Below are 20,939 nucleotides of genomic sequence, written 5' to 3'. Positions count from 1 at the left end.
ATGTCTGAACAGCAAATAAGGGAAGAGTTGACGAAATATGCCCGCAGAGCAGTTGCCCAAGGGTTGGTGGTAGGACCGGGTGGGAATCTGAGCGCTCGTTCTGGGGGAACGATGTTGTTGTCTCCGAGTGGTTATGCACTTGAGGATCTGGAGCCTGACGAATGGATCGCTATTGATATCGAGACAGGGGAAACTAGCGCAGGATCAACACGTCCATCTTCCGAAGTATTAATGCATCTGTATAGTTATCGTGTGAATCCTGATATCCAAGCCATTGTGCATACGCATCCGGCATATACGATCGCACTTAGTCTCGTTTTTGATGAATTGCCACACTTGTTCCCTGATCAGTCCGCCTTGGTGGGCGATATCGGGTTTGTTCCATATGTTCTGCCAACGACGAAACTCCTTGCCGATGCAGTCTCAGCAAAGGTAGAAGAACATACAGCACTCATTCTCGTCAATCACGGATTGGTTACAACGGGTAAAAACCTCCGCGAAGCCTACTACCGCACCCAGGTGGTGGAAGAGAGCGCAAAAGTATATATGATCGCCAAGGCAGCTGGGGAACCCAAAGTGTTAACTGCTGAAGAATATAAGGAAATTCAATCCCTTGAGAGTGAAGCCTACCGTGTGCAGTTGCTGCAACAGCTCAAGTCCTGACACCTGATTTGACCATTAATGATTACATTCGTGATTTTAAAATATTGCTACGTTAAGGGCAGATTGCATCCGCCAGTTAAGCGCTGGAATAAAGGATGTGAAATGCTCTTTTTTAATTTTCATATTGAATTTGAGATGCTCAGAATTTAGCTGGAAAAATAAATCTCACTAATTTGATGAGAATTATTGAAATTACAATGTTTTGAAGTTATACTATCGTTAATCATCAATGAGTAACAACTACGAAGAAGTCAATTAGATAATAATTAAGTAACTAAGAGGGGTGAAATGTAGTGGGTCCTGAGCTAAACGAAATGGAGTTGGAATACGAACTGCTGAAGCAGCTTCGAGACGCGAGCGCTCCCATCGGGGCCAGTACGTTGGTTCATACTTTGGGCAAAACGTATGGTCTGAGTCAGGCAACCATCGGAAGAAGACTTATGGAGATGGATGTTGAAGGTTTTACAGTTCTGGAAGGTCGCAAGGGAAGGACTTTGACCGAACAAGGTCTGGATCGAATGAAGACGTTGGAAAGAGATTTGCAGCAAAAAAGTGTGAATTCACAGTTAATTCAGATGCTCAACCATTCCGGGGAAAAGGCTCTGTTGGATGTTCTCGTTGCCAGAAGGGCACTTGAGCGGGAGATCGCTTCCCTGGCAGCACAGCGTGCTTCGAAAGAATACATAGTACTGTTGCAAGCATCGATTGCGAACCAGCATGAATTGCTTTCCAAGAATATTATACCATACGAGGAGGACCGGGAGTTCCACAGATTACTGGCTTATGCTGCGCAAAACCAAATTCTTCTGCACGCGGTTGAACTGGTATGGGAGACAAGCCGCGATTTTCTGGAAACAGCGTATATTCGCCGGAGAGTAGGAAGTGAATTAGTTGTGGATCATCAGCAGATTCTGGATGCTATAGTAGCAGGCTCTCCGGAGCAGGCTGAAGCGGCAATGGTGAATCATATCAACCAAATGATTGATGATGTCAAACGTTATTTCGCCATGCAAAACCAATAACATTCCTTAGAATGAGACCCTGTGATAAAGGAGTTGAGCTTGTGGACACGATCTACCGTTTAGGCATAGATATCGGAGGTACTTTCACAGATGCGCTGGTGATGGACCATCAGGGCAGGGTGGTTACGGCGCTCAAGACGCCATCGATTGCAGCAGCTCCGGAACAGGCGATTTTTAATGCACTTGATCAACTCAAGGCGAATGGTGTGAACATTCGTGAGATTGATCTATTTGTGCATGGAACCACGCTTGGTGTAAACACGTTAATCGAACGAAATGGTGCAATTACAGGTCTGTTGGTGACCAAAGGATTCCGTGACATTCTTGAAATCCGGCGGTTGCGACTTGAGGATACAACCAATCTATACGGTGACAAAACAGATGCGTTAGTACCGAGACATCGTGTCAAGGAAGTTGATGAACGGGTGATTGCAAGTGGGGGAATACTTCAGCCACTGAATCAGGAACAGCTGCTGCAAGCGGTGGATGAGCTGGTGGAGGATGGTGTTACTGCTTTGGCGATCAGTTTTTTACATGCTTATGTGAATCCTGCTCATGAACAGCTTGCGGAAGATCTGATCAGGGAACGTTATCCGCAACTGTTCATCTGCCGAAGCAGCGCCATCTGGCCACAACAGCGTGAGTTCGAACGAACACTCGCAACGGCCATGAACGCTTATGTAGGTGACCGGATGGGGTCTTACTTCCTGCGTCTGCAAGAAGGGATTCAGGCATACGGCCTCAAAGCCAACTTGCTGTCCACCATGTCCAACGGTGGAATTATGACGGCTGCCAGAGCGGCTAATGAGCCGGTACGTACACTTCTGTCCGGGCCTGCTTCCGGTGTAATCGCCGCGACCCATATTGCTGAACGAGCTGGCATTCATCAGGTCATCACATTTGACATGGGTGGGACAAGTGTTGACGTTGCTCTCATCGACAAAGAACCAGCCTACTCATCTGAGAACAAGGTTGGAGATTTTCCTGTCATCATTCCTGCTGTTGATGTAACGGCTATAGGAGCAGGTGGTGGTTCAATTGCCTGGCTCGATTCCGTAGGCGTACTCAAGGTTGGACCGCGCAGCGCGGGAGCCAATCCCGGTCCAGCCTGTTATCAGCGCGGGGGAGAAGAGCCGACAACCACAGATGCCTATCTACAGCTTGGTATCCTGCATGCTGACCGTTTCCTTGGCGGACAAATGCGTCTGTATCCCGAACTTGCAGAGCGTACTCTGGGCAATCTGGGAGAGAAGCTTGGACTGAATGCCGAACAGACTGCGCAAGCCATTCTCGATGTGGCAACCGCCAATATGTATGCCCAGTTTTCCCCTCTAATGGCCCGCAAGGGCGTTGATCCTCGAGATTTTACGTTGCTCGCATATGGTGGTGCTGGTCCGATGCATGCTTTTCTGATGGCACGCGAGGTAGGTATCGGCAGAGTGCTGATACCGCCATCTCCGGGAACACTGTGTGCCATGGGCTGCACGGTCGCCAATCTCCGCAATGATTTCGTTCATACGTTACACAAAAGTACCCAAACTCTGGAGTCTGGTGAATTAAGCTCTCTTTTCACTGAATTGGAAAACCAGGGACGTAGTTGGGTCGTTGAGGAAGCCCGTGGTGGTGTCAAGCTGGACAATATTTATTGCCTATACAGTGCCGATATGCGATATGAGGGACAGGCCTTTGATATAGAGGTCACGCTGACATTGGAAGAAATTGAAGAGCCCAAGAAGGCAGGGATTAAATTCCATACATCTTACCAAAACGTGTTTGGCATCAGTCAGCCAGAGGCAGAAGTTATGTTTGTAAGTCTCAGAGCAACCATTGTTGGTGTTTTGCCTACCCATAACACGGTAGATCCGGCAAATTTGCCATTCGATGAGAGTACAGCGGAAGAACGGATCATAACCTTTGACCATGTACAGCAGACAGCCAAGGTACTGAAAAGGGGACAGATTCCATCGGTGGATGCTCCCATCCCCGGGCCCATTATTGTGGAGGAATATGATACAACGATCTTTATCCCGCCTGGATATAAGGTATACCGGGATGGCCACGGGAACGTGATTGGGGAGGTGGAAGCATGATCGGCGACAAGGTCTTTCTTGAGATTTTTAACAACCGGATTCAAGCTGCCGTGGAAGAAATGGCGAATGTTGTTCTGCGCACAGGATTCACCGCTTTTGTCAAAGAAACGGGCGATTTTGGAACCTACCTCTTATCTCCATCCGGGGAAACGTTCGGGTCACCGCTGGAGACGGGTTACAATCTGTCTCTGGGCATCCCTGCTGCTACGACCATTAACAGCATAGAAGACTGGAAAGAAGGGGATCTCGTCATATGTAATGATCCTTATTCCACCAAAGGCATGGTCACACACCTTCCAGACATTCATCTCATCAAGCCTTATTTTCATGAAGGACGAATCATCGCTTACGGCATGTGCTTTGTTCATTCATCCGATGTAGGCGGCAAGGTACCAGGGAGCGTATCTCCCAGCGCCTACGATATTCATATGGAAGGCATTCGAATCGCACCAGTCAAGCTGTATGAAGCTGGTGTTCTGAACGAACAGATCCTGCGCATGTTTCTGGACAACAGCCGAATTCCGGAGCAAAATCTCGGTGATCTCAAGGCGCTTATGGCTGCATTAAATCGGGGAGAGCAGCGGCTTGGGGAACTCATTGTACGATATGGTGTGGAGAAAATCGAGCAGGGCATCGAACATTTGCTGGAATACGCCGAGCTGAAGGCACGTGCCATCGTGCAGGATATCCCGGACGGTTCCTATGACTTCTGGGACTATCTGGAGAAAGGACCAGGGGGTTATCCTATCCGGTTGCGTTGCAAAATGACGATCGCAGGCACTGACATTCATCTGGACTTTAGCGGCACCGATCCTCAGGTGAGGGCTTCCTTCAACATTCCTACCCACAACCAACAGGGGCATTACATGTTGGTGCCCGCACTTATTCGTTATTTCCGTACGCTCGATCCAACGATTCCTTGGAATTCGGGTATGATTCGAATGGTGCGAAATTACGCGCCGCCTGCTTCCGTACTCAACCCTGAGCCGATGGCAGCTGTTGGGGCACGCGCCGCGACCTTTATTCGGCTGATGGACGTTATCACGGGAGCACTGGGGAAAGCTCAGGGCAGTATGGTTCCCGCGGCAGGAGCTGGACAAGCCTGCATCGTCATGATGGCGATGACAGATGCATCCGATGGTAAAAAAAAGGTGGGCGTGATACAGCCGATCTGTGGAGGTTCGGGAGCTAGGCCGATGAAAGACGGAATTGATGGCATGGATTTTGCGGTCGGTCATCTTCGGAATATTCCTGCGGAAACGGTGGAATCCGAGATGCCTGTGTTGATCGAGCATTATGGTCTTCGTGCCGACTCGGCAGGTGCAGGTACCTTCCGCGGTGGAAGCGGAATTGACCTGTGCGTAAGAATTCTAACACCGGATACGGTGATGACGGCCAGAAATATGGAGCGTATGGAGTTCCAGCCTTGGGGCAGACTCGGTGGCGGCGTAGGTTCACATGGAGAAGCGATTCTCAATGCTGGACGTGCAAGTGAGGATCATCTGGGAAGAATTGATGAGTTGCTACTTCAACCCGGAGAAACCGTTACATTCCTGTCGCAAGGCGGAGGCGGATATGGGGATCCATATGAGCGTGATTCTCGTCTGGTTCTGGAAGATGTAAGAAGTGGGCTGGTATCCCCCGAGAAAGCCCTTGAGTTATACGGTGTTGTGATTGACGGCCTGGAGTTGAATGAGAGCGATACCGAACAAATGCGAGCCAAGCGACCACGCCAGCAGGAGGAATTCGCCTATGGCAAGGCGCGGGAGCAATTTGAAGACATATGGAGCGATGAGATGCAGGTAACGCTGAATCAGGCCTTGCTGAATGCTCCGCTTGCACTCAGAGACTACCTGAAGCGTCAGACCATGGGCGTTGTAGAGGAGAAGTATAAGGATTCCCTATCTGTAGATCCACGGGAGATATCCAACATTATGGAAGGTTTACGCCAGCAAATAGGGTTGTATTGATCAAGTGTATAGAGACTATATAGTTCTGTCATATCGGTAAAACCAACTACATGGATGGGGGAATTTGCATGTTCAAATCCAATAAAAAACGCTTTCTCAGCCTCGCCTCTCTGACACTGGCCGGTATATTGGTGCTTTCCGCCTGCGGTGGAGCAGGCAGCTCAAGTAATACTTCCGGAGAGACCGACTCTTCAGGAGCAAGCGGAGACAAAGTTAAGCTGACGATGTTTATCTGGGCTGGTTCCAATCAGGATGTTGTTCCGAAAGAAGTGGTTGCCAAGTATGTGAAAGAACATCCCAACGTTGAAGTCACCTTTGAGGAATCCTCCAATTCGGTAATGTACCCAAAGATGGTTGCAGGCAAGCAGGCTGATGCCAACAATCCGGTGGTTAACTTCGGTTACTTCAATGCAGATGCGACGGCAAAAGGATTGAATGATGACATGTGGGAGCCACTGGATACCAGCATCGTGACCAATATCAAGGATATTCCAGAGTCCTTCCACAAGCCAGACAATAAAGGTGTGGTTTGGGGCGTGTCGAGCTTCGCCCTAGTGTATAACAAAGACCTTGTGAAAACGCCGCCTACCAGCTGGAACGATCTTTGGGATAACGAGGAGTTCAAAGGAAAAACTGCGCTCTGGGACTATATGTTCTATTCCTATATCTCCCCACTTATTGCTGCCAAAGGTCAAGAGATTGGCGCATCCTATGAAAATCCCGAGCCGGCCTTCCAGTTCTGGGCAGATCGCAGTGACCAGATTGGCACATTGGTTTCATCCAATGATCAGTTGAAGGCACTTCTGGAGTCAGGTGATGCTCTCATAGCCCCATTTAGTGCACAGGTTGCACAGACATGGATTGATGGCGGTTCTCCACTGGCCGTAGCATATCCGAGTGAAGGTGCCATCTCCTTCCCGTACACACTTCAGGTCGTGAAGGGTTCGACACCTGAGCAGGCACGTGTTGCAAACGAAATTATTAACGAATTGTTGAGCGCAGAGGCTCTGTCACAATACGCGGAAGCAACGGGTACGCCAGTAACCAGCACGACAGCTGCAGTTCCGGACAAGTACAAGGATGATCCTTCATTCTCCGTCGAAACGCAAAGTAGCGGCATTAATCCAAACTGGGATGTGCTTGCACAGAACAGTTCTTCCTGGAAAGAACTATGGGACCGGCTCGTGAAAACAAAGCTTCAATAAAAAGGATTGTTGCCAGGCACACAACGATTCCGGGTTCTGTTCTGAATCCGGAATGGAAGGGAGGGAATCAGAGATGAGCAGCGGACAAGAGACCATATCCATTGAAACAAGGGAAGTCACGAAGACTTATGGTGAACGAGCCGCCGTTGATCAAGTAACACTCCAAGTGAAAAAGGGGGAGTTCGTTTCCTTACTTGGTCCGAGTGGCTGTGGCAAAACAACACTGCTGCGCATGCTTGGCGGACTTGAGCAACCGGACCAGGGCACCATTATGCTGGGAGGCCGGGATGTTACCGGCATTCCGGCCTATGGACGCAACAGCAATATGATTTTTCAGCAGCTTGCGCTATTCCCTCATATGGACGTATTCAACAACATTGCCTATGGGCTAAAGGTGAAGAAGTTACCAAAAGCCGATATCCAACGGCAGGTAGGTGAAATGCTTGATCTGGTCCAGCTCGGAGACTATGGCAGGCGTGCGGTATCCGAGCTGTCCGGGGGTCAGGCTCAACGCGTCGCCATTGCTCGCGCACTGATCAACAGACCGGAAGTGCTGCTGCTTGACGAACCTCTCTCTGCATTGGACATGCAACTGCGTCTCGATATGCAGCGAGAACTGAAACGCATCCAGCGCGAATTCGGCGGAACGTTTATCTTTGTAACGCATGACCAGAGCGAAGCCATGAATATGTCTGACCGAATTGGTGTCATGCGCGCCGGAAAGCTGCTGCAATATGCAACCCCTGATGAAATCTATGAAAGACCGGCAGATAGCTTCGTAGCCAAGTTCATTGGAGATACCAATCTCTTCGAGACGGAAGTGTTGGGACATGATGTGAATGGAACTCGGGTAGAATGCTTCGGCAAGCCATTACTAGTGAAAGTCAGTGGTGGAAATGCCGTACCGAAAGCAAGAGTACGACATTCCTTATCGATCCGCAATGAGTATATTCGACTTGGAGAAGATGCATCTCATTGCCTGAACAAGCTGGATGGACAGGTGATTGAAGCGGTGTATGGCGGAGCAAATATTCGATACAGTGTGCAGATTGCTGAAGGTTTTCTGGTACAGGCTAGTGTGCTGCATCAGCGGGGAGCCACACGTTATAGTCCAGGTGAGCCAATACAAATTGGCTTTGACCCAGAGGACGCGCTCTTGTTATCCGAACCCATTGATGACCGTGTACAGGGGGCAAGAATATGAACCGGATCGCGGAACGGATCGTGAATCTGTATTCCTTTGGAAACCGCACATGGCTAACCCGGTTAATGCTTCTGTTGCCTGCGCTTGCTCTGATGGGCATCGTGTATCTGGGCGGGTTGCTGATCTTTGGCAGATATAGCTTTGATATGTATGAGAATGGAAAGCTTATTCGGGGTTGGGATTTGGGAGCTTATCGTGCTTTTCTGTCCGACCCTTATTATTGGAAGCTGATTGGCACGACGTTTCGCATTGCCTTCAAGGTTACGCTGTGGAGCCTTCTACTTGCCTATCCGCTGGCGTATTGCATTGCCGGTCTAAAGAAGCCTGGCATGAAGCAATTGTTGTTGCTGCTCACGTTTCTTCCGCTGCTTGTCAGTGCAGTTGTGCGTTCTTACGGATGGCAGCTGTTGCTGTCCAAACAAGGCTTCATGAACTGGTTGTTCATCCGGTTGGGGCTCACTGAGGAAGGATTCAGCATGATATACAACGAGACAGGTGTTGTCGTGGCCCTTGTCCATATTTTCCTGCCATTTATGGTCTTTCCAATCCTGAATGTATTGTCCCAAAGTGACGCTTCCTTAAAGGCAGCTGCTCAGGATCTGGGGGCGGGCAGCTGGAGAACGTTCCTGACCATTACCCTGCCTTTATCGGCAAGAGGTATTGCAAGCGGGGTACAGATTGTGTTCACGCTATGCCTCACCGCCTTCACCACACCTCAGTTGATCGGTGGGGGAAGAGTCATGACACTTCCAGTATTTATATACCAGCGTACCTTGGATACCAACTGGCCGATGGCTGCGGTTGCCAGCTTGTTCTTGCTTGTGTCTTCCATCGTTGTCTCGTTGCTTGTGAATAAAGGAGCAGAAATGCTGATGTTCCGTCGTTCCCGTAAGGGAGGTCAGGCGTATGGTTAAGTCGCATAGGGGCACCAAGCTGTTGCTCTATGTCTTTGTAGGCGCGGTAGCAATTTATTTGCTGCTGCCACTGCTGATGATTATGTTAACGTCCGTAGGCTCTGGTTCAGCAAGCAAATTTCCGCCCGAAGGTCTAACCTTGAAATGGTATGCCAATCTGAGTGAACAGACGCAGTTTCTCGATGCATTCAAGAACAGCCTTATTGCTTCTACAGGGGCGGTTCTGCTGGCTTTGATTACAGGTACACTTGCAGCGCTAGCCATCGTGCAGTACCCTTTCCCGGGTTCTGGTATCTTAAGGGCATTTTTTGTATCTCCGATGGTTATGCCGAAAATTACGCTGGGTATCGCATATCTGATTTTGTTCTCGAAAATGCATATTGCTGGCGGACTGTTTGCGCTTATTTTGGGTGAAGCGGTCATTGTGCTTCCATTCGTGCTCACTCTTGTAGGCAGTGCGTTAGCCAATCTGCACCCGGCTCATCGGGAAGCTGCCGCGGACCTTGGCGCAGGGCCGTTGCGTATTTTTTTCACAATTACACTTCCACAGCTCCGCCTATCCCTGCTTCTGTCAGGGTCAATCGCTTTTGTCTTCACTTTCGATCAGGTCGAGGCTGCACTGCTGCTGCTCCGTCAGGACAGCTACACGTTGCCAATACAGCTATTCCTGTATATGGAGAAATGGCAGGACCCAACGATTGCCGTGGTGTCTGTAGTTCTGATCGCTTTTGCGCTGGCTCTGTTTATGACGATTAAACTAGTGCTGCGCTCTGTACCAGGACTTGAGAGTTTGTTTGGTCGCAGGAAAACAAAAGGAGGTCTGGATCAAAATGAATAATTCACAGCATCTATCCCATAGCTCAGGTCTGAACCGGGACCGGGCGGAAGAAGTGATGAAAGCTCAGGGGCTAAGCGCCCTGATCGCAACTACTCCGGAGAACATTCATTATGTCATCGGTTCCCAGCTGCGTGCAAGCAACTGGACCATGCAGATTTATGCGGTTCTACCTGCCGACAGATCTGCTAAGCCATGCATCATCATTCCGACGAATCGGTTGGGCGTTGTGGCTCAGTTTGGTATTACGGGGGTGGACATATTTGCCTATAGTGACTTTTTCGTGGAAGGTTCGATCGAAGGCAAACCTTCCACTGACGACATTGATCTGTTCTATTCTCTCCTGCAAACAACGGCTATTCATCCAGGTCCGGCAGAAGCACTCAAGGCAGCATTAAAACAGCTTGAGATCGAAGATCAGCCGATTGGAATCGATGAGATGCGGATTGCTCCCGACATTCTGACGAGAATCAAGGAGGAGGTTCCTGACAGACCGGTAATACCCGCATATAAGTTGTTCCGAGAAATCCGCCTGGTCAAGACACCTTTTGAAATCGAGCAACTGCGTCAGGCTGCCCAATTAAATGAACGGATTGAGCAGGAACTAATTGACCTGATTGCCGCAGGTGTTCATGAGAAGCAACTTGCCGATCATTATCGTCTGGCTGTGATGAGAGCAGGTGGAACTCCTGCAATGACAGCGGTAGGGGCAGGACCACGCAGTGCGTTGCCACTCATCGAAAATTATTTTCATAGGATTGAGAGCGGAGATCAGATCCGTTTTGATCTTTGCCTCCAACTGGAAGGATACTGGGGAGATACGGGCCGCACGGTTGTTGCAGGGGAGCCTATCGCCTGGATGAAAAAACATTTTGCTGCGGTCAAAAGTGGATGGGAGACGGCACTTGAAACCGTGCGCCCTGGAGTCAGGGCGTCGGAAGTATTCCATGCTGCAGTGTCTCGCGTACAGCGTGAGGGGATTCCGCATTACCGACGTCAGCATGTCGGACATGCCATCGGGTTGGAACTGTACGACGATATAACCCTCTCCCCGGGTGACCAGCGGATACTGGAGCCCGGTATGGTGTTATGTGTGGAGGTACCATATTACGAGCTAGGTGCTGGTGGATTCCAAATCGAGGATACAATTGTTGTAACGCCAGATGGTTATGAGTTTCTGACTCATATGGAGCGGAAACTGTTCACTAAATAACGATAAATGGAAGGCTTCACTGACCGGCGATCAGGCCACAGTCGATCCAAGAAGCTTTCTTACTGAGAAAGTTGGAACATCCATGATTCAGCAGGGAACTAAGACGTTTCGTAACATTAGCCTTGCACTGTTCGCCGGAGGTTTTGTCACCTTTGCTTTGCTCTACAGTCTCCAACCCCTAATGCCTGAGATTAGCGATGCATTCTCCATTACACCGGCACACGCCAGTCTTACGTTATCGGTAACAACGATCGCCATGGCACTGACGATGCTGTTCATCGGGTCCTTGTCTGACTCTGTGGGCCGACGCTTTATTATGACAGCGGCACTGGTGATATCTTCTGTAATTGCTTTGCTGAGCGCATTCAGCCCGGGATATACGGAACTTCTTCTGCTTCGTATTCTTCAGGGGGTGGCACTCGCAGGGTTGCCAGCGATAGCCATGACATATCTGTCAGAAGAAATTGAACCTAGAAGTCTTGGTTATGCCATGGGCCTATATATCAGTGGCAATTCGATAGGAGGCATGGCCGGCCGTTTCATCAGCGGTGTGGTGACAGATTGGTTCAGTTGGCGCGCTGCTGTGGGTTTCATTGGTATTCTTGGACTGTGTGCAGCCGTTGTTTTTTGGCTTGTCATCCCGCCATCCCGTCATTTTGTCAAAGCTGCACCCGGATTCAAAAATCCAATACCTCTTTTGTGGTCACAATGTCGCAATCCAAGGCTGTTATGCCTGTATGGACTCGGGTTTCTCCTGATGGGGGGATTCGTGACCCTGTTCAACTATATCGGTTTTGAATTAACGGGAGAACCCTATCAACTTAGCCAGTCCATCGTTGGGAGTCTTTTTGTGGTGTATCTGATGGGTACAGTGAGCAGTACCTGGATGGGCAGGCTTGCCGATCGTTACGGTAGATCACATGTGCTTGGAATCGCGCTGGGCATTATTCTGGCTGGTGCAGTCTGTACCTTTCATCCAGCGCTTTGGGTCAAAATTATCGGACTCGCCCTGTTTGCCTTCGGTTTCTTTGGTGGTCATTCCATCGCAAGCAGCTGGGTTGGACTCGTGGCCAATCAGCACAAATCCCAGGCCAATGCGTTGTATTTATTTTTCTACTATCTTGGTTCAAGCGTAAGTGGAACAGGGGGTGGACTGCTTTACAGTCATCTTGGATGGATAGGCATTGTGGGGATGATCGGTGTGTATGTTTTGATCGGTTTTGTCTTGTGTAATTTGCTTGTTCACAGGTTGAAGGGACAGGTTACATAAATCAACTTTTTCCGACAGCTATTGCATATCCTGAAATACCGAGTATAATACTTGGTAAATAGACGAAAAGGGGATGCAATAAACGATGAAAACACATGCTGAATTGAACTCACTTCTTGTTGACGATTATCTGGATCTCCTGAACATTGCGAAACAGCTGGGTGATGACGAATGGAAAGATGCTATTCTGCAAGCATTGAAGGAAGAAGTCGATGCGAATCATCATCTGGATTCTAAAGAGGTAAGACAGGATTTATGGATTCAATTTGAAGGCATCAATGAACAAATGCATGATCTGTTAATGCAACTGAAGCATGCTGACAGTCCTGAGGAGAAAGAGCAGATTATTGAAATGATCTGGGGATTAAAAGTAGACCGTCATGCGATCACACGTAAACTTGAAACCATGAGCCGTGCCAGCGCTGGACATCAATAAGCTCTAGGTTGATTATACATTGAAAACCCGCGTGTTTCCTGGGATTATCCCCAAGGTCGCACGCGGGTTTTATTTTTGCTCTAATTTAATTGTTTACTACACTGCTAATGATGCCACTAGGCATCATTCGTAATCAAAAGCGGACTTTTTGAACTACCTCTCTTAAAACTGTTTTGCGAAAGTGCGTGCTTGCTCTATAGCCTGTTGCTTGATCTCATCCGCACGATCTTTATACTGGTTATGCCCCTCAACAAAAATGCCATCAAGCTTCGGCACGCCAAGGAAAGACATGATAATACTCAGATAACGATGACCGGATTCCATCTGAGCTGCTGGGCCTTCGGAATAAATGCCACCGCGAGCCTGAATATGCAACGCTTTTTTGTCGGACAACAGTCCAACAGGACCTTGTTCGGTATAACGAAATGTTTTGCCAGCTACGCAGATCGAGTCGACATAAGCCTTCAGAATTGGAGGGAACGAGAAGTTCCACATCGGGGTTACAAAAACATATTTATCTGCTGAGGCAAATTGATCCGACAGTTCATTCAAACGGCTAACTTTGGTCTGTTCTTCGGCAGTCAGATCACTGCCCGATTGCAGTTTGCCCCAACCACTGAAGACATCCGCGTCGATATGCGGAATATCCGAACGATACAGATCGAGGTGAACAACCTCATCAGAAGGGTGACTTTCACGATAAGCATCAATAAATGCTTTGCCCGTAGCCATGCTGAAGGAGGTTTCATGATCATGAGGATGGGCAGTAATATACAATAAGGTAGACATACAATTCTTCCTCTCTGTGCGATTAATGGGGTGAAGCATTCTTGGCAATGATGAAGCGACCGCAGTAGTATGCATCGTTTCCCCCGTTTTATACGTCAGAAAGGGATATGAATGGATTGATCATGATACTGAATTGGATGCTACGTAGTGACCAGATACTCAATCCATGTATAATATACAGGACGAGTATTTATTTTCCAAAGACAATAGGATGAGTGAGATGAGCGCACATGGGAATGGACCTGGAGAAGCAACGATTAAGCATTGAAGCAGCGAAATTGTATTATCAGTCCGATTATAGCCAGCAGGATATCGCCGCAAGGTTGGGCGTGTCGCGTCCAACCGTATCAAGGTTACTTCAGTACGCCAAAGATCGTGGATACGTCCGGATAGAAATTATGGACCCGCTGGAGGATATCGATATCATTGCCGGAGAACTCAAGTCGAAATATGATCTGGATACGGCACTTGTGTGTTTTGCCCCGTTGAAGAGTGATGAGGAAATACAGAAGCATATCAGCAAACGAGCAGCAGACTACCTTCAGGAGACGGTTCAGGATGCAGATATCATTGGGGTGACCTGGGGAACAACCATGCATGCTGTAGCACGCCAACTTCGTCCGAAGCAGGTTAAAGGTGTCGAAGTCGTGCAATTGAAGGGGGGCGTAAGCCACTCCCATGTCAATACGTATGCCGCTGAGATTGTTCATTTGTTCGCTGAGGCATTCCATACGGTACCAAGGTATCTGCCACTGCCTGTTATTTTCGACAACATTGAAGTAAAAAACATGGTGGAAGCGGATCGACATATCGGCAGAATCGTGGAACTTGGCAGACAGGCCAACATTGCTTTGTTTACCGTGGGTACTGTGAAGGAAGATGCATTATTGTTCAGGCTCGGTTACTTCAATGAAGAAGAGCAACAATTGCTGATGAACTCCGGTGCAGGTGACATTTGTTCACGCTTTTTCGACGCGGAAGGTCAGTTGATCAGTGAAGAGATTAACAGCAGAACCGTTGGAATTGATCTAGCCGAGTTGAGAAATAAGGAAAAATCAATTCTTGTTGCCGGGGGACAACGCAAAATTGAAGCCATTCATGCGGCTCTTAAAGGTCATTACGCAAATATTCTGGTCACGGACCAGTACACAGCGCAGGCATTACTTCGATTTTAATTTCAAATGGATATGGATGACAACATCTGCCACGCAAAAAGGGCGGATGTTTTGCTTTTTTAGGAAGAAAATATAACGAAGAAGAAATGTAAGTGCAACTGTGAACAAAAGTTCAAGTTGATTTTTACATATGTTCATGTTAGTGTAAGGGTATAGAAAATAACTAGTTCAGATAAGGGAGAGATTCAATTGACTACACCACAATTAGCTAAAATGATCGACCATACGTTGCTTCGTGCGGACGCAACGCAAAGTGAAATGGCCAAGTTAACCGAAGAAGCAAAGCAATATCAGTTTGCTTCCGTATGTGTTAACCCAGGCTGGGTTGCTTATGCTGCTGAGCAGTTGCAGGGTTCTGGCGTAGATATCTGCACCGTTATTGGTTTCCCTCTGGGAGCATCTACATCGGAGACAAAAGCTTTCGAAACGAAAGATGCGATTGCTAAAGGTGCAACTGAAGTCGATATGGTCATCAACATCAGTGCTTTGAAAGATGGCAAAGATGATTTCGTTGAACAAGATATTCGTGCTGTTGTTGAAGCGGCTGCGGGTAAAGCTTTGGTGAAAGTTATTATTGAAACTTGTCTGTTGACGGATGAAGAGAAAGTACGTGCTTGTCAGGCAGCTGTGCGTGCTGGAGCTGATTTTGTTAAAACTTCTACAGGTTTCTCCACAGGTGGAGCAACGCCAGAAGATATCGCTTTGATGCGTCGTACTGTAGGTCCTGATGTTGGCGTTAAAGCTTCCGGTGGCGTACGTAGCCTGGAAGATATGCAGAAAATGATCGAAGCGGGTGCAACTCGTATCGGTGCAAGTTCTGGCGTGAAGATTATGCAGGGTGGTCAGTCTACATCTTCTTATTAAGCAAAAGCATCTTATCAAGAAAAAGCTTAATAAATAAAAGTAATGTTATATTCTCTGTACTTGGGCGTTCGACTCAGGTACAGGGAATACAACTTACACTTATATTTTAATTAACGGAACTTATTGTAAGCGCTTCATAAGTTTTCTGAAAGATTACTGATAAGAATGCTTAAGAACCCTTTGAGCTGAATTTCCACATCCGGCTTAACTACCTTCAAAGGAGAGATCAAATGAAATTTCTAATTGCCCTTCTTGGTTTACTCGTTGTTTTTGGACTGGCTTATATCGCAAGCAACGGTAAAAAGAAGATTCGTTACCGACCACTGGTCGTTATGGTTGTTTTACAAGTGATCCTGGCGTATGCCTTGCTGAATACAGGAGTCGGGACATGGTTGATTGGCGGCTTCGCGTCCGTATTTAAAAGTTTGCTTGATTATGCGAATGAAGGAATTGCGTTTGTATTTGGTGATTTGACTACCGTAGGTGCAGATACCGTAGGGACACCATTTTTCCTCAGCGTATTGATGCCGATTGTTGTCATCTCTGCACTCATTGGGATATTGCAGTATATCCGAATCTTACCTTTTGTTATAAAATATATTGGTCTGGTATTAAGCAAAATCAACGGAATGGGCAAACTGGAATCATATAACGCGGTTGCTTCGGCTGTATTGGGGCAATCTGAAGTGTTCATTTCTGTGAAAAAACAAATTGGGTTGTTGCCAAAACATCGGCTGTACACCTTGTGTGCCTCGGCGATGTCCACGGTATCGATGTCGATTGTCGGTGCCTATATGTCCATGATTGATCCGAAATATGTGGTTACGGCACTTGTGCTGAACCTGTTTGGCGGTTTTATCATTGCTTCCATTGTGAATCCTTATGAAGTTACAGAGGAAGAAGATATATTGGAAGTACAGGAAGAGGAAAAACAGTCCTTCTTCGAAATGCTCGGCGAATACATCCTGGATGGATTCAAAGTTGCCATCATCGTAGCTGCGATGTTAATCGGTTTTGTTGCCTTGATTGCACTTGTTAACGGAATTTTCAGTGCGGTGCTTGGTATTTCGTTCCAGGAACTGCTTGGTTATGTGTTTGCACCATTAGCCTTTATTATGGGTGTTCCTTGGAAAGAAGCGATTCAGGCGGGAAGTATTATGGCAACCAAAATGGTATCCAACGAATTCGTTGCCATGCTTGCTCTAGCGAAGGAGACCTTATTGTCTGCCAGAACAACAGGGATCGTATCCGTCTTCCTCGTATCGTTCGCTAACTTCTCTTCCATCGGTATCATTGCCGGTGCGGTGAAGGGACTTCATGAGAAACAAGGTAATGTGGTAGCCCGCTTCGGTCTGAAACTGCTTTACGGTGCATCGCTTGTCAGTGTATTGTCAGCGATCATCGCCGGACTGTTCTTGTAAACCGGATTATTGGAAGGAGTGCTTAGGTTATGTCAACATTCAAAAGAGTACATCTGATCGTTATGGATTCTGTAGGGATCGGCGAAGCGCCGGATGCAGCAGAATTTGATGATTTTGATGTAGATACCTTCGGTCACATTGCACGTGAACGCGGAGGTCTGAAAATGCCTCACATGGCCAGTCTCGGACTGTCCAACATCAAAGAAATCGAGGGTGTCCCTGTAGCGGATGCACCTAAAGCGTATTACACCAAGATGCAGGAAGCATCCAGAGGCAAAGACACAATGACAGGTCACTGGGAGCTGATGGGTCTTTACATTGATACACCTTTCCGTGTGTTCGAGAATGGTTTTCCCGATGAGTTGATTCAGCGCATTGAAGAGAAAACAGGCCGCAAGGTAATTGGAAACAAACCGGCCAGCGGCACGGAAATTCTGGATGAGCTGGGTGCAGAGCATGTCGAAACTGGCGCACTCATCGTGTACACATCCGCGGATTCGGTTCTACAAATTGCAGCACATGAGGACGTTGTCCCATTGAAGGAACTGTATGAAATCTGTGAGTTCTGCCGTGAAATTACACTTGAAGATCCGTACATGCTGGGCCGCATTATTGCACGTCCATTTGTAGGTGAAGCGGGTAACTGGAAACGTACTGCGAATCGTCATGACTATGCACTCAAACCTTTTGGTCGTACGGTTATGAATGAACTGCAAGATGGCGGATTTGATGTGATTGCCTTGGGTAAAATCGCAGATATCTATGATGGAGAAGGTGTGACCAAGGCTGTTCGTACCGTCTCCAACATGGATGGTATGGACAAGTTGTCCGAAACGATGGATGAAGAGTTCACTGGACTCAGCTTCCTGAACCTGGTTGATTTTGATGCCCTGTACGGTCACCGTCGTGATCCGCAAGGTTATGCTCAGGCACTTGAAGACTATGATGCACGGCTGCCAGAGATTTTTGCCAAAATGACCAATGATGACCTGCTGCTGATCACAGCTGACCATGGTAACGATCCAACATACCGAGGTACAGACCATACGCGTGAATATGTACCACTGCTTGCCTACTCTCCGCGCTTCAGCGAGGGCAAAAAGCTTGATCTGCGTAGCACATTTGCTGACCTTGGTGCAACCGTAGCCGAGAACTTTGGAGTGAAAATGCCGGAATACGGTACCAGCTTCCTGAAGGATTTGAAATAAGTTTTTTTGAAAACGGGATAGGGGATGTCGGGGTAGCTGTGGCTGCTCCGCTCCTTCCATCATAATAGACTAAATGTATAACTGGAGGAGATTCATTCATGAGTACACATATTGGAGCAAAACCCGGAGATATCGCAGAAACGATCCTTTTGCCAGGAGACCCATTGCGCGCGAAGTATATTGCAGATACTTACCTTGAAGATGTTGTATGTTACAACGAGGTTCGTGGAATGCTCGGTTACACAGGTACATATCAAGGACACCGGATTTCGGTGCAAGGTTCAGGGATGGGTATTCCGTCCTTCGCAATCTATGCCAACGAATTGATCAGCGAATATGGCGTGAAAAACCTGATTCGTGTAGGTACTTGTGGCGGTATGCAGGAGCATGTACGTGTACGTGACGTCATCCTTGCACAAGCAGCATGTACAGATTCCAGCATGAACAAACACGTATTCGGTGGATATGACTTCTCACCAATCGCTACGTTCTCCCTGCTGAAAGAAGCATATGACCGTGCAACAGCTAAAGGTATGAAGATTCATGTCGGTAACGTGTTCAGCTCCGATTCTTTCTATCGCGATGACCGTTCAGTAACTGAGAAGTTGATGAAACACGGCGTACTGGGCGTAGAGATGGAAACAACAGCATTGTACACTATCGCTGCCAAGTTTGGTGTTAACGCACTGACCATCCTGACGGTAAGTGACCACTTGCTGACAGGCGAAGAAACATCTGCCGAAGAGCGTCAAAAAACGTTCAACGACATGATGGTAGTTGCCCTGGACACAGCAATCACACTGTAATTGTTGTATTTAATATTCAAAATCAATTGATTTTAATCGAAACTTTTGTTTGAAGCACGGAGTGAAGGAACCGGAATCGATTCTGAAGAAGCGAAGCGTTCGCCTAAAAGCTTTCTGAAAGAAAGCTGCTTCGGAAGGATATGCTGTCTCCAAGTTTTCTCCATCGCAAATGGAATCAGAAAAACTTGGAGACAACAGCGATCGAAGGAACGATCCGGAGCCGGAACGAATTAACATCAAAATGTTGTATAAGATGACAACAGATGTTTTTGTATTTTATATACAATAATCATTTGATTTTAATCGAAACTTTTGTTTGAAGCACGGAGTGAAGGAACCAGAATCGATTCTGAAGAAGCGAAGCGTTCGCCTAAAAGCTTTCTGAAAGAAAGCTGCTTCGGAAGGATATGCTGTCTCCAAGTTTTCTTCATTGCAAAAATGGAATCAGAAAAACTTGGAGACAACAGCGATCAAAGGAACGATCCGGAGCCGGAACGAATGGTGCTCAAAGTGTTCTATACAATCAATACACACACAAGGAGAGATCATCATGAGAATGGTAGACATTATTGCTAAGAAACGCGACGGAAAAGAACTGACAACAGCTGAGATTGATTTTGTTGTTCAAGGATACACACAAGGAGAAATCCCCGACTATCAAGTCAGCGCTTGGGCGATGGCAGTTTTCTTCAAAGATATGACAGACAAGGAACGCGCCGATCTGACGATGTCGATGGTGAATTCCGGTGAGACGATCGACCTGTCCGCTATCGAAGGCATCAAAGTAGACAAGCACTCCACGGGAGGAGTGGGCGATACAACAACACTGGTACTGGCTCCGCTTGTTGCTGCGCTGGATGTACCTGTTGCCAAAATGTCCGGCCGTGGACTTGGTCACACGGGTGGTACAACAGACAAGCTGGAATCCGTTGCTGGTTTCCACGTAGAGCTTGAAAAAGAAGAGTTCATTCGTCTCGTAAACGAACACAAGGTTGCAGTTATCGGACAAAGTGGTAATCTAACGCCTGCAGACAAAAAGCTCTATGCACTGCGTGACGTAACAGCTACCGTTAACTCCATTCCACTGATCGCCAGCTCCATCATGAGTAAGAAAATTGCAGCAGGTGCAGATGCAATCGTATTGGATGTTAAAACGGGTGCTGGTGCATTCATGAAAACAACGGAAGATGCTAAAGAATTGGCACATGCCATGGTAAGCATCGGTAACAATGTTGGACGTAAAACGATGGCTGTTATCTCCGATATGTCCCAACCACTGGGTCTGGCGATTGGTAACGCGCTTGAAGTGAAAGAAGCCATCCTTACCCTGCAAGGTAAAGGTCCAAAAGATCTGGAAGAACTGTGTCTGGCACTTGGACGTCAGATGGTATTCCTTGCTGGCAAGGCAGATTCCTTGGAGCATGCCGAGGAGAAATTAAAAGAAGTGATCCAGAATGGTAAAGCGCTGGAGAAATTCAAAGATTTCCTGGCAAACCAAGGCGGAGACGCTTCGGTTGTGGATCATCCAGATCGTTTGCCACAAGCAAAATACCTGGTTGAAGTTCCAGCAGACAAAGACGGCTATGTTGCCGGAATCGTCGCTGACGAAATCGGAACGGCAGCAATGCTGCTCGGCGCAGGTCGTGCAACAAAAGAATCTGAGATCGATCTTGCGGTTGGTCTGATGCTGAACAAAAAAGTCGGTGACCCAGTCAAAGCTGGTGAGTCCCTCGTAACGATTCATGCCAACCGTGAAGACGTAGCAGACGTCATCGCGAAGATCAAAGAAAACATTACGATTGCGGATCATGCCGATGCTCCTGTATTGGTTCATGATATCGTAACGGAATAATA

Annotated in this window: 18 protein-coding genes; 17 read left to right on the top strand and 1 reads right to left on the bottom strand. The window is 47.7% G+C overall.

The window, feature by feature from the left end; all coding sequences use genetic code 11:
- The 11 genes from MKY87_RS02530 to MKY87_RS02480 all read left to right on the top strand — a co-directional run bounded on the left by MKY87_RS02530 (position 1) and on the right by MKY87_RS02480 (position 12,822).
- On the top strand, positions 1-663 hold the full coding sequence (locus tag MKY87_RS02530; RefSeq protein ID WP_340962783.1) for a class II aldolase/adducin family protein: 663 nt from the start codon (positions 1-3) through the stop codon (positions 661-663).
- A 293-nt stretch (positions 664-956) separates the two neighbouring features.
- Complete coding sequence (locus MKY87_RS02525) at positions 957-1,685, top strand: FCD domain-containing protein (protein WP_338587102.1); 729 nt, start codon at positions 957-959, stop codon at positions 1,683-1,685.
- A 41-nt stretch (positions 1,686-1,726) separates the two neighbouring features.
- Positions 1,727-3,775, top strand: a complete 2,049-nt coding sequence (locus MKY87_RS02520) for a hydantoinase/oxoprolinase family protein (protein ID WP_340962781.1) — start codon at positions 1,727-1,729, stop codon at positions 3,773-3,775.
- Positions 3,772-5,745, top strand: coding sequence for a hydantoinase B/oxoprolinase family protein (locus MKY87_RS02515; RefSeq protein ID WP_340962779.1), 1,974 nt, complete (start codon positions 3,772-3,774; stop codon positions 5,743-5,745). Before MKY87_RS02520 ends, MKY87_RS02515 begins: the two co-directional genes overlap by 4 nt.
- Positions 5,746-5,813: 68 nt before the next feature.
- Positions 5,814-6,950, top strand: coding sequence for an ABC transporter substrate-binding protein (locus MKY87_RS02510; protein WP_340962777.1), 1,137 nt, complete (start codon positions 5,814-5,816; stop codon positions 6,948-6,950).
- 73 nt (positions 6,951-7,023) lie between these two features.
- On the top strand, positions 7,024-8,154 hold the full coding sequence (locus MKY87_RS02505) for an ABC transporter ATP-binding protein (protein WP_340962776.1): 1,131 nt from the start codon (positions 7,024-7,026) through the stop codon (positions 8,152-8,154).
- Complete coding sequence (locus MKY87_RS02500; protein ID WP_340962774.1) at positions 8,151-9,068, top strand: ABC transporter permease; 918 nt, start codon at positions 8,151-8,153, stop codon at positions 9,066-9,068. The genes MKY87_RS02505 and MKY87_RS02500 overlap by 4 nt, the downstream gene beginning before the upstream one ends.
- Positions 9,061-9,906: an ABC transporter permease gene (locus tag MKY87_RS02495; RefSeq protein WP_340962772.1), complete on the top strand. Its 846-nt coding sequence runs from the start codon at positions 9,061-9,063 to the stop codon at positions 9,904-9,906. Before MKY87_RS02500 ends, MKY87_RS02495 begins: the two co-directional genes overlap by 8 nt.
- Positions 9,899-11,116 carry a Xaa-Pro peptidase family protein gene (locus MKY87_RS02490; protein WP_340962770.1) on the top strand — a complete coding sequence of 406 codons (1,218 nt, stop codon included), beginning with the start codon at positions 9,899-9,901 and terminating at the stop codon, positions 11,114-11,116. Before MKY87_RS02495 ends, MKY87_RS02490 begins: the two co-directional genes overlap by 8 nt.
- An 82-nt stretch (positions 11,117-11,198) precedes the next feature.
- Positions 11,199-12,386, top strand: a complete 1,188-nt coding sequence (locus MKY87_RS02485; RefSeq protein WP_340962768.1) for an MFS transporter — start codon at positions 11,199-11,201, stop codon at positions 12,384-12,386.
- 85 nt (positions 12,387-12,471) lie between these two features.
- Positions 12,472-12,822 (top strand): hypothetical protein, encoded by a 351-nt coding sequence (locus MKY87_RS02480; RefSeq protein WP_036613800.1) that lies wholly within the window; start codon positions 12,472-12,474, stop codon positions 12,820-12,822.
- A gap of 162 nt (positions 12,823-12,984) precedes the next feature.
- On the opposite strand, the gene MKY87_RS02475 is transcribed toward MKY87_RS02480, so the two are convergent.
- Positions 12,985-13,611, bottom strand: a complete 627-nt coding sequence (locus tag MKY87_RS02475) for an FMN-dependent NADH-azoreductase (protein WP_036613802.1) — start codon at positions 13,609-13,611, stop codon at positions 12,985-12,987.
- A gap of 236 nt (positions 13,612-13,847) precedes the next feature.
- On the opposite strand from MKY87_RS02475, the gene MKY87_RS02470 reads away from it, so the two are divergent.
- The 6 genes from MKY87_RS02470 to MKY87_RS02445 all read left to right on the top strand — a co-directional run bounded on the left by MKY87_RS02470 (position 13,848) and on the right by MKY87_RS02445 (position 20,937).
- Positions 13,848-14,786 (top strand): sugar-binding transcriptional regulator, encoded by a 939-nt coding sequence (locus tag MKY87_RS02470; RefSeq protein ID WP_062836066.1) that lies wholly within the window; start codon positions 13,848-13,850, stop codon positions 14,784-14,786.
- 213 nt (positions 14,787-14,999) lie between these two features.
- Positions 15,000-15,650, top strand: coding sequence for a deoxyribose-phosphate aldolase (gene deoC / locus MKY87_RS02465; RefSeq protein WP_076215422.1), 651 nt, complete (start codon positions 15,000-15,002; stop codon positions 15,648-15,650).
- A gap of 230 nt (positions 15,651-15,880) precedes the next feature.
- Positions 15,881-17,071, top strand: a complete 1,191-nt coding sequence (locus MKY87_RS02460; RefSeq protein WP_315935721.1) for a NupC/NupG family nucleoside CNT transporter — start codon at positions 15,881-15,883, stop codon at positions 17,069-17,071.
- A gap of 29 nt (positions 17,072-17,100) precedes the next feature.
- Positions 17,101-18,279, top strand: a complete 1,179-nt coding sequence (gene deoB / locus MKY87_RS02455; protein WP_017688192.1) for a phosphopentomutase — start codon at positions 17,101-17,103, stop codon at positions 18,277-18,279.
- A gap of 98 nt (positions 18,280-18,377) precedes the next feature.
- Entirely contained in the window at positions 18,378-19,085 is a 708-nt protein-coding gene (gene deoD / locus MKY87_RS02450; protein WP_017688193.1) for a purine-nucleoside phosphorylase, read from the top strand.
- Between the two features lie 550 nt (positions 19,086-19,635).
- Positions 19,636-20,937, top strand: a complete 1,302-nt coding sequence (locus MKY87_RS02445) for a pyrimidine-nucleoside phosphorylase (protein ID WP_215077629.1) — start codon at positions 19,636-19,638, stop codon at positions 20,935-20,937.
- Positions 20,938-20,939 lie beyond the last annotated feature (2 nt).

It is taken from the genome of Paenibacillus sp. FSL R7-0198 (assembly GCF_038000415.1).
In the GTDB taxonomy this organism is placed as follows: Bacteria; Bacillota; Bacilli; order Paenibacillales; family Paenibacillaceae; genus Paenibacillus.
Note: the sequence above shows the minus strand (reverse complement) of the source record. Positions and strands in the feature narration are given on the sequence as shown.

What these genes read in the sequence shown, in the direction of transcription:
- MKY87_RS02530 (WP_340962783.1), top strand. Translation starts at nt 1, where the DNA reads ATGTCTGAACAGCAAATAAGGGAAGAGTTGACGAAATATGCCCGCAGA.
- MKY87_RS02515 (WP_340962779.1), top strand. Translation starts at nt 3,772, where the DNA reads ATGATCGGCGACAAGGTCTTTCTTGAGATTTTTAACAACCGGATTCAA.
- MKY87_RS02510 (WP_340962777.1), top strand. Translation starts at nt 5,814, where the DNA reads ATGTTCAAATCCAATAAAAAACGCTTTCTCAGCCTCGCCTCTCTGACA.
- MKY87_RS02505 (WP_340962776.1), top strand. Translation starts at nt 7,024, where the DNA reads ATGAGCAGCGGACAAGAGACCATATCCATTGAAACAAGGGAAGTCACG.
- MKY87_RS02500 (WP_340962774.1), top strand. Translation starts at nt 8,151, where the DNA reads ATGAACCGGATCGCGGAACGGATCGTGAATCTGTATTCCTTTGGAAAC.
- MKY87_RS02495 (WP_340962772.1), top strand. Translation starts at nt 9,061, where the DNA reads ATGGTTAAGTCGCATAGGGGCACCAAGCTGTTGCTCTATGTCTTTGTA.
- MKY87_RS02490 (WP_340962770.1), top strand. Translation starts at nt 9,899, where the DNA reads ATGAATAATTCACAGCATCTATCCCATAGCTCAGGTCTGAACCGGGAC.
- MKY87_RS02485 (WP_340962768.1), top strand. Translation starts at nt 11,199, where the DNA reads ATGATTCAGCAGGGAACTAAGACGTTTCGTAACATTAGCCTTGCACTG.
- MKY87_RS02480 (WP_036613800.1), top strand. Translation starts at nt 12,472, where the DNA reads ATGAAAACACATGCTGAATTGAACTCACTTCTTGTTGACGATTATCTG.
- MKY87_RS02475 (WP_036613802.1), bottom strand. Translation starts at nt 13,611, where the DNA reads ATGTCTACCTTATTGTATATTACTGCCCATCCTCATGATCATGAAACC.
- MKY87_RS02470 (WP_062836066.1), top strand. Translation starts at nt 13,848, where the DNA reads ATGGACCTGGAGAAGCAACGATTAAGCATTGAAGCAGCGAAATTGTAT.
- deoC (WP_076215422.1), top strand. Translation starts at nt 15,000, where the DNA reads ATGATCGACCATACGTTGCTTCGTGCGGACGCAACGCAAAGTGAAATG.
- MKY87_RS02460 (WP_315935721.1), top strand. Translation starts at nt 15,881, where the DNA reads ATGAAATTTCTAATTGCCCTTCTTGGTTTACTCGTTGTTTTTGGACTG.
- deoB (WP_017688192.1), top strand. Translation starts at nt 17,101, where the DNA reads ATGTCAACATTCAAAAGAGTACATCTGATCGTTATGGATTCTGTAGGG.
- deoD (WP_017688193.1), top strand. Translation starts at nt 18,378, where the DNA reads ATGAGTACACATATTGGAGCAAAACCCGGAGATATCGCAGAAACGATC.
- MKY87_RS02445 (WP_215077629.1), top strand. Translation starts at nt 19,636, where the DNA reads ATGAGAATGGTAGACATTATTGCTAAGAAACGCGACGGAAAAGAACTG.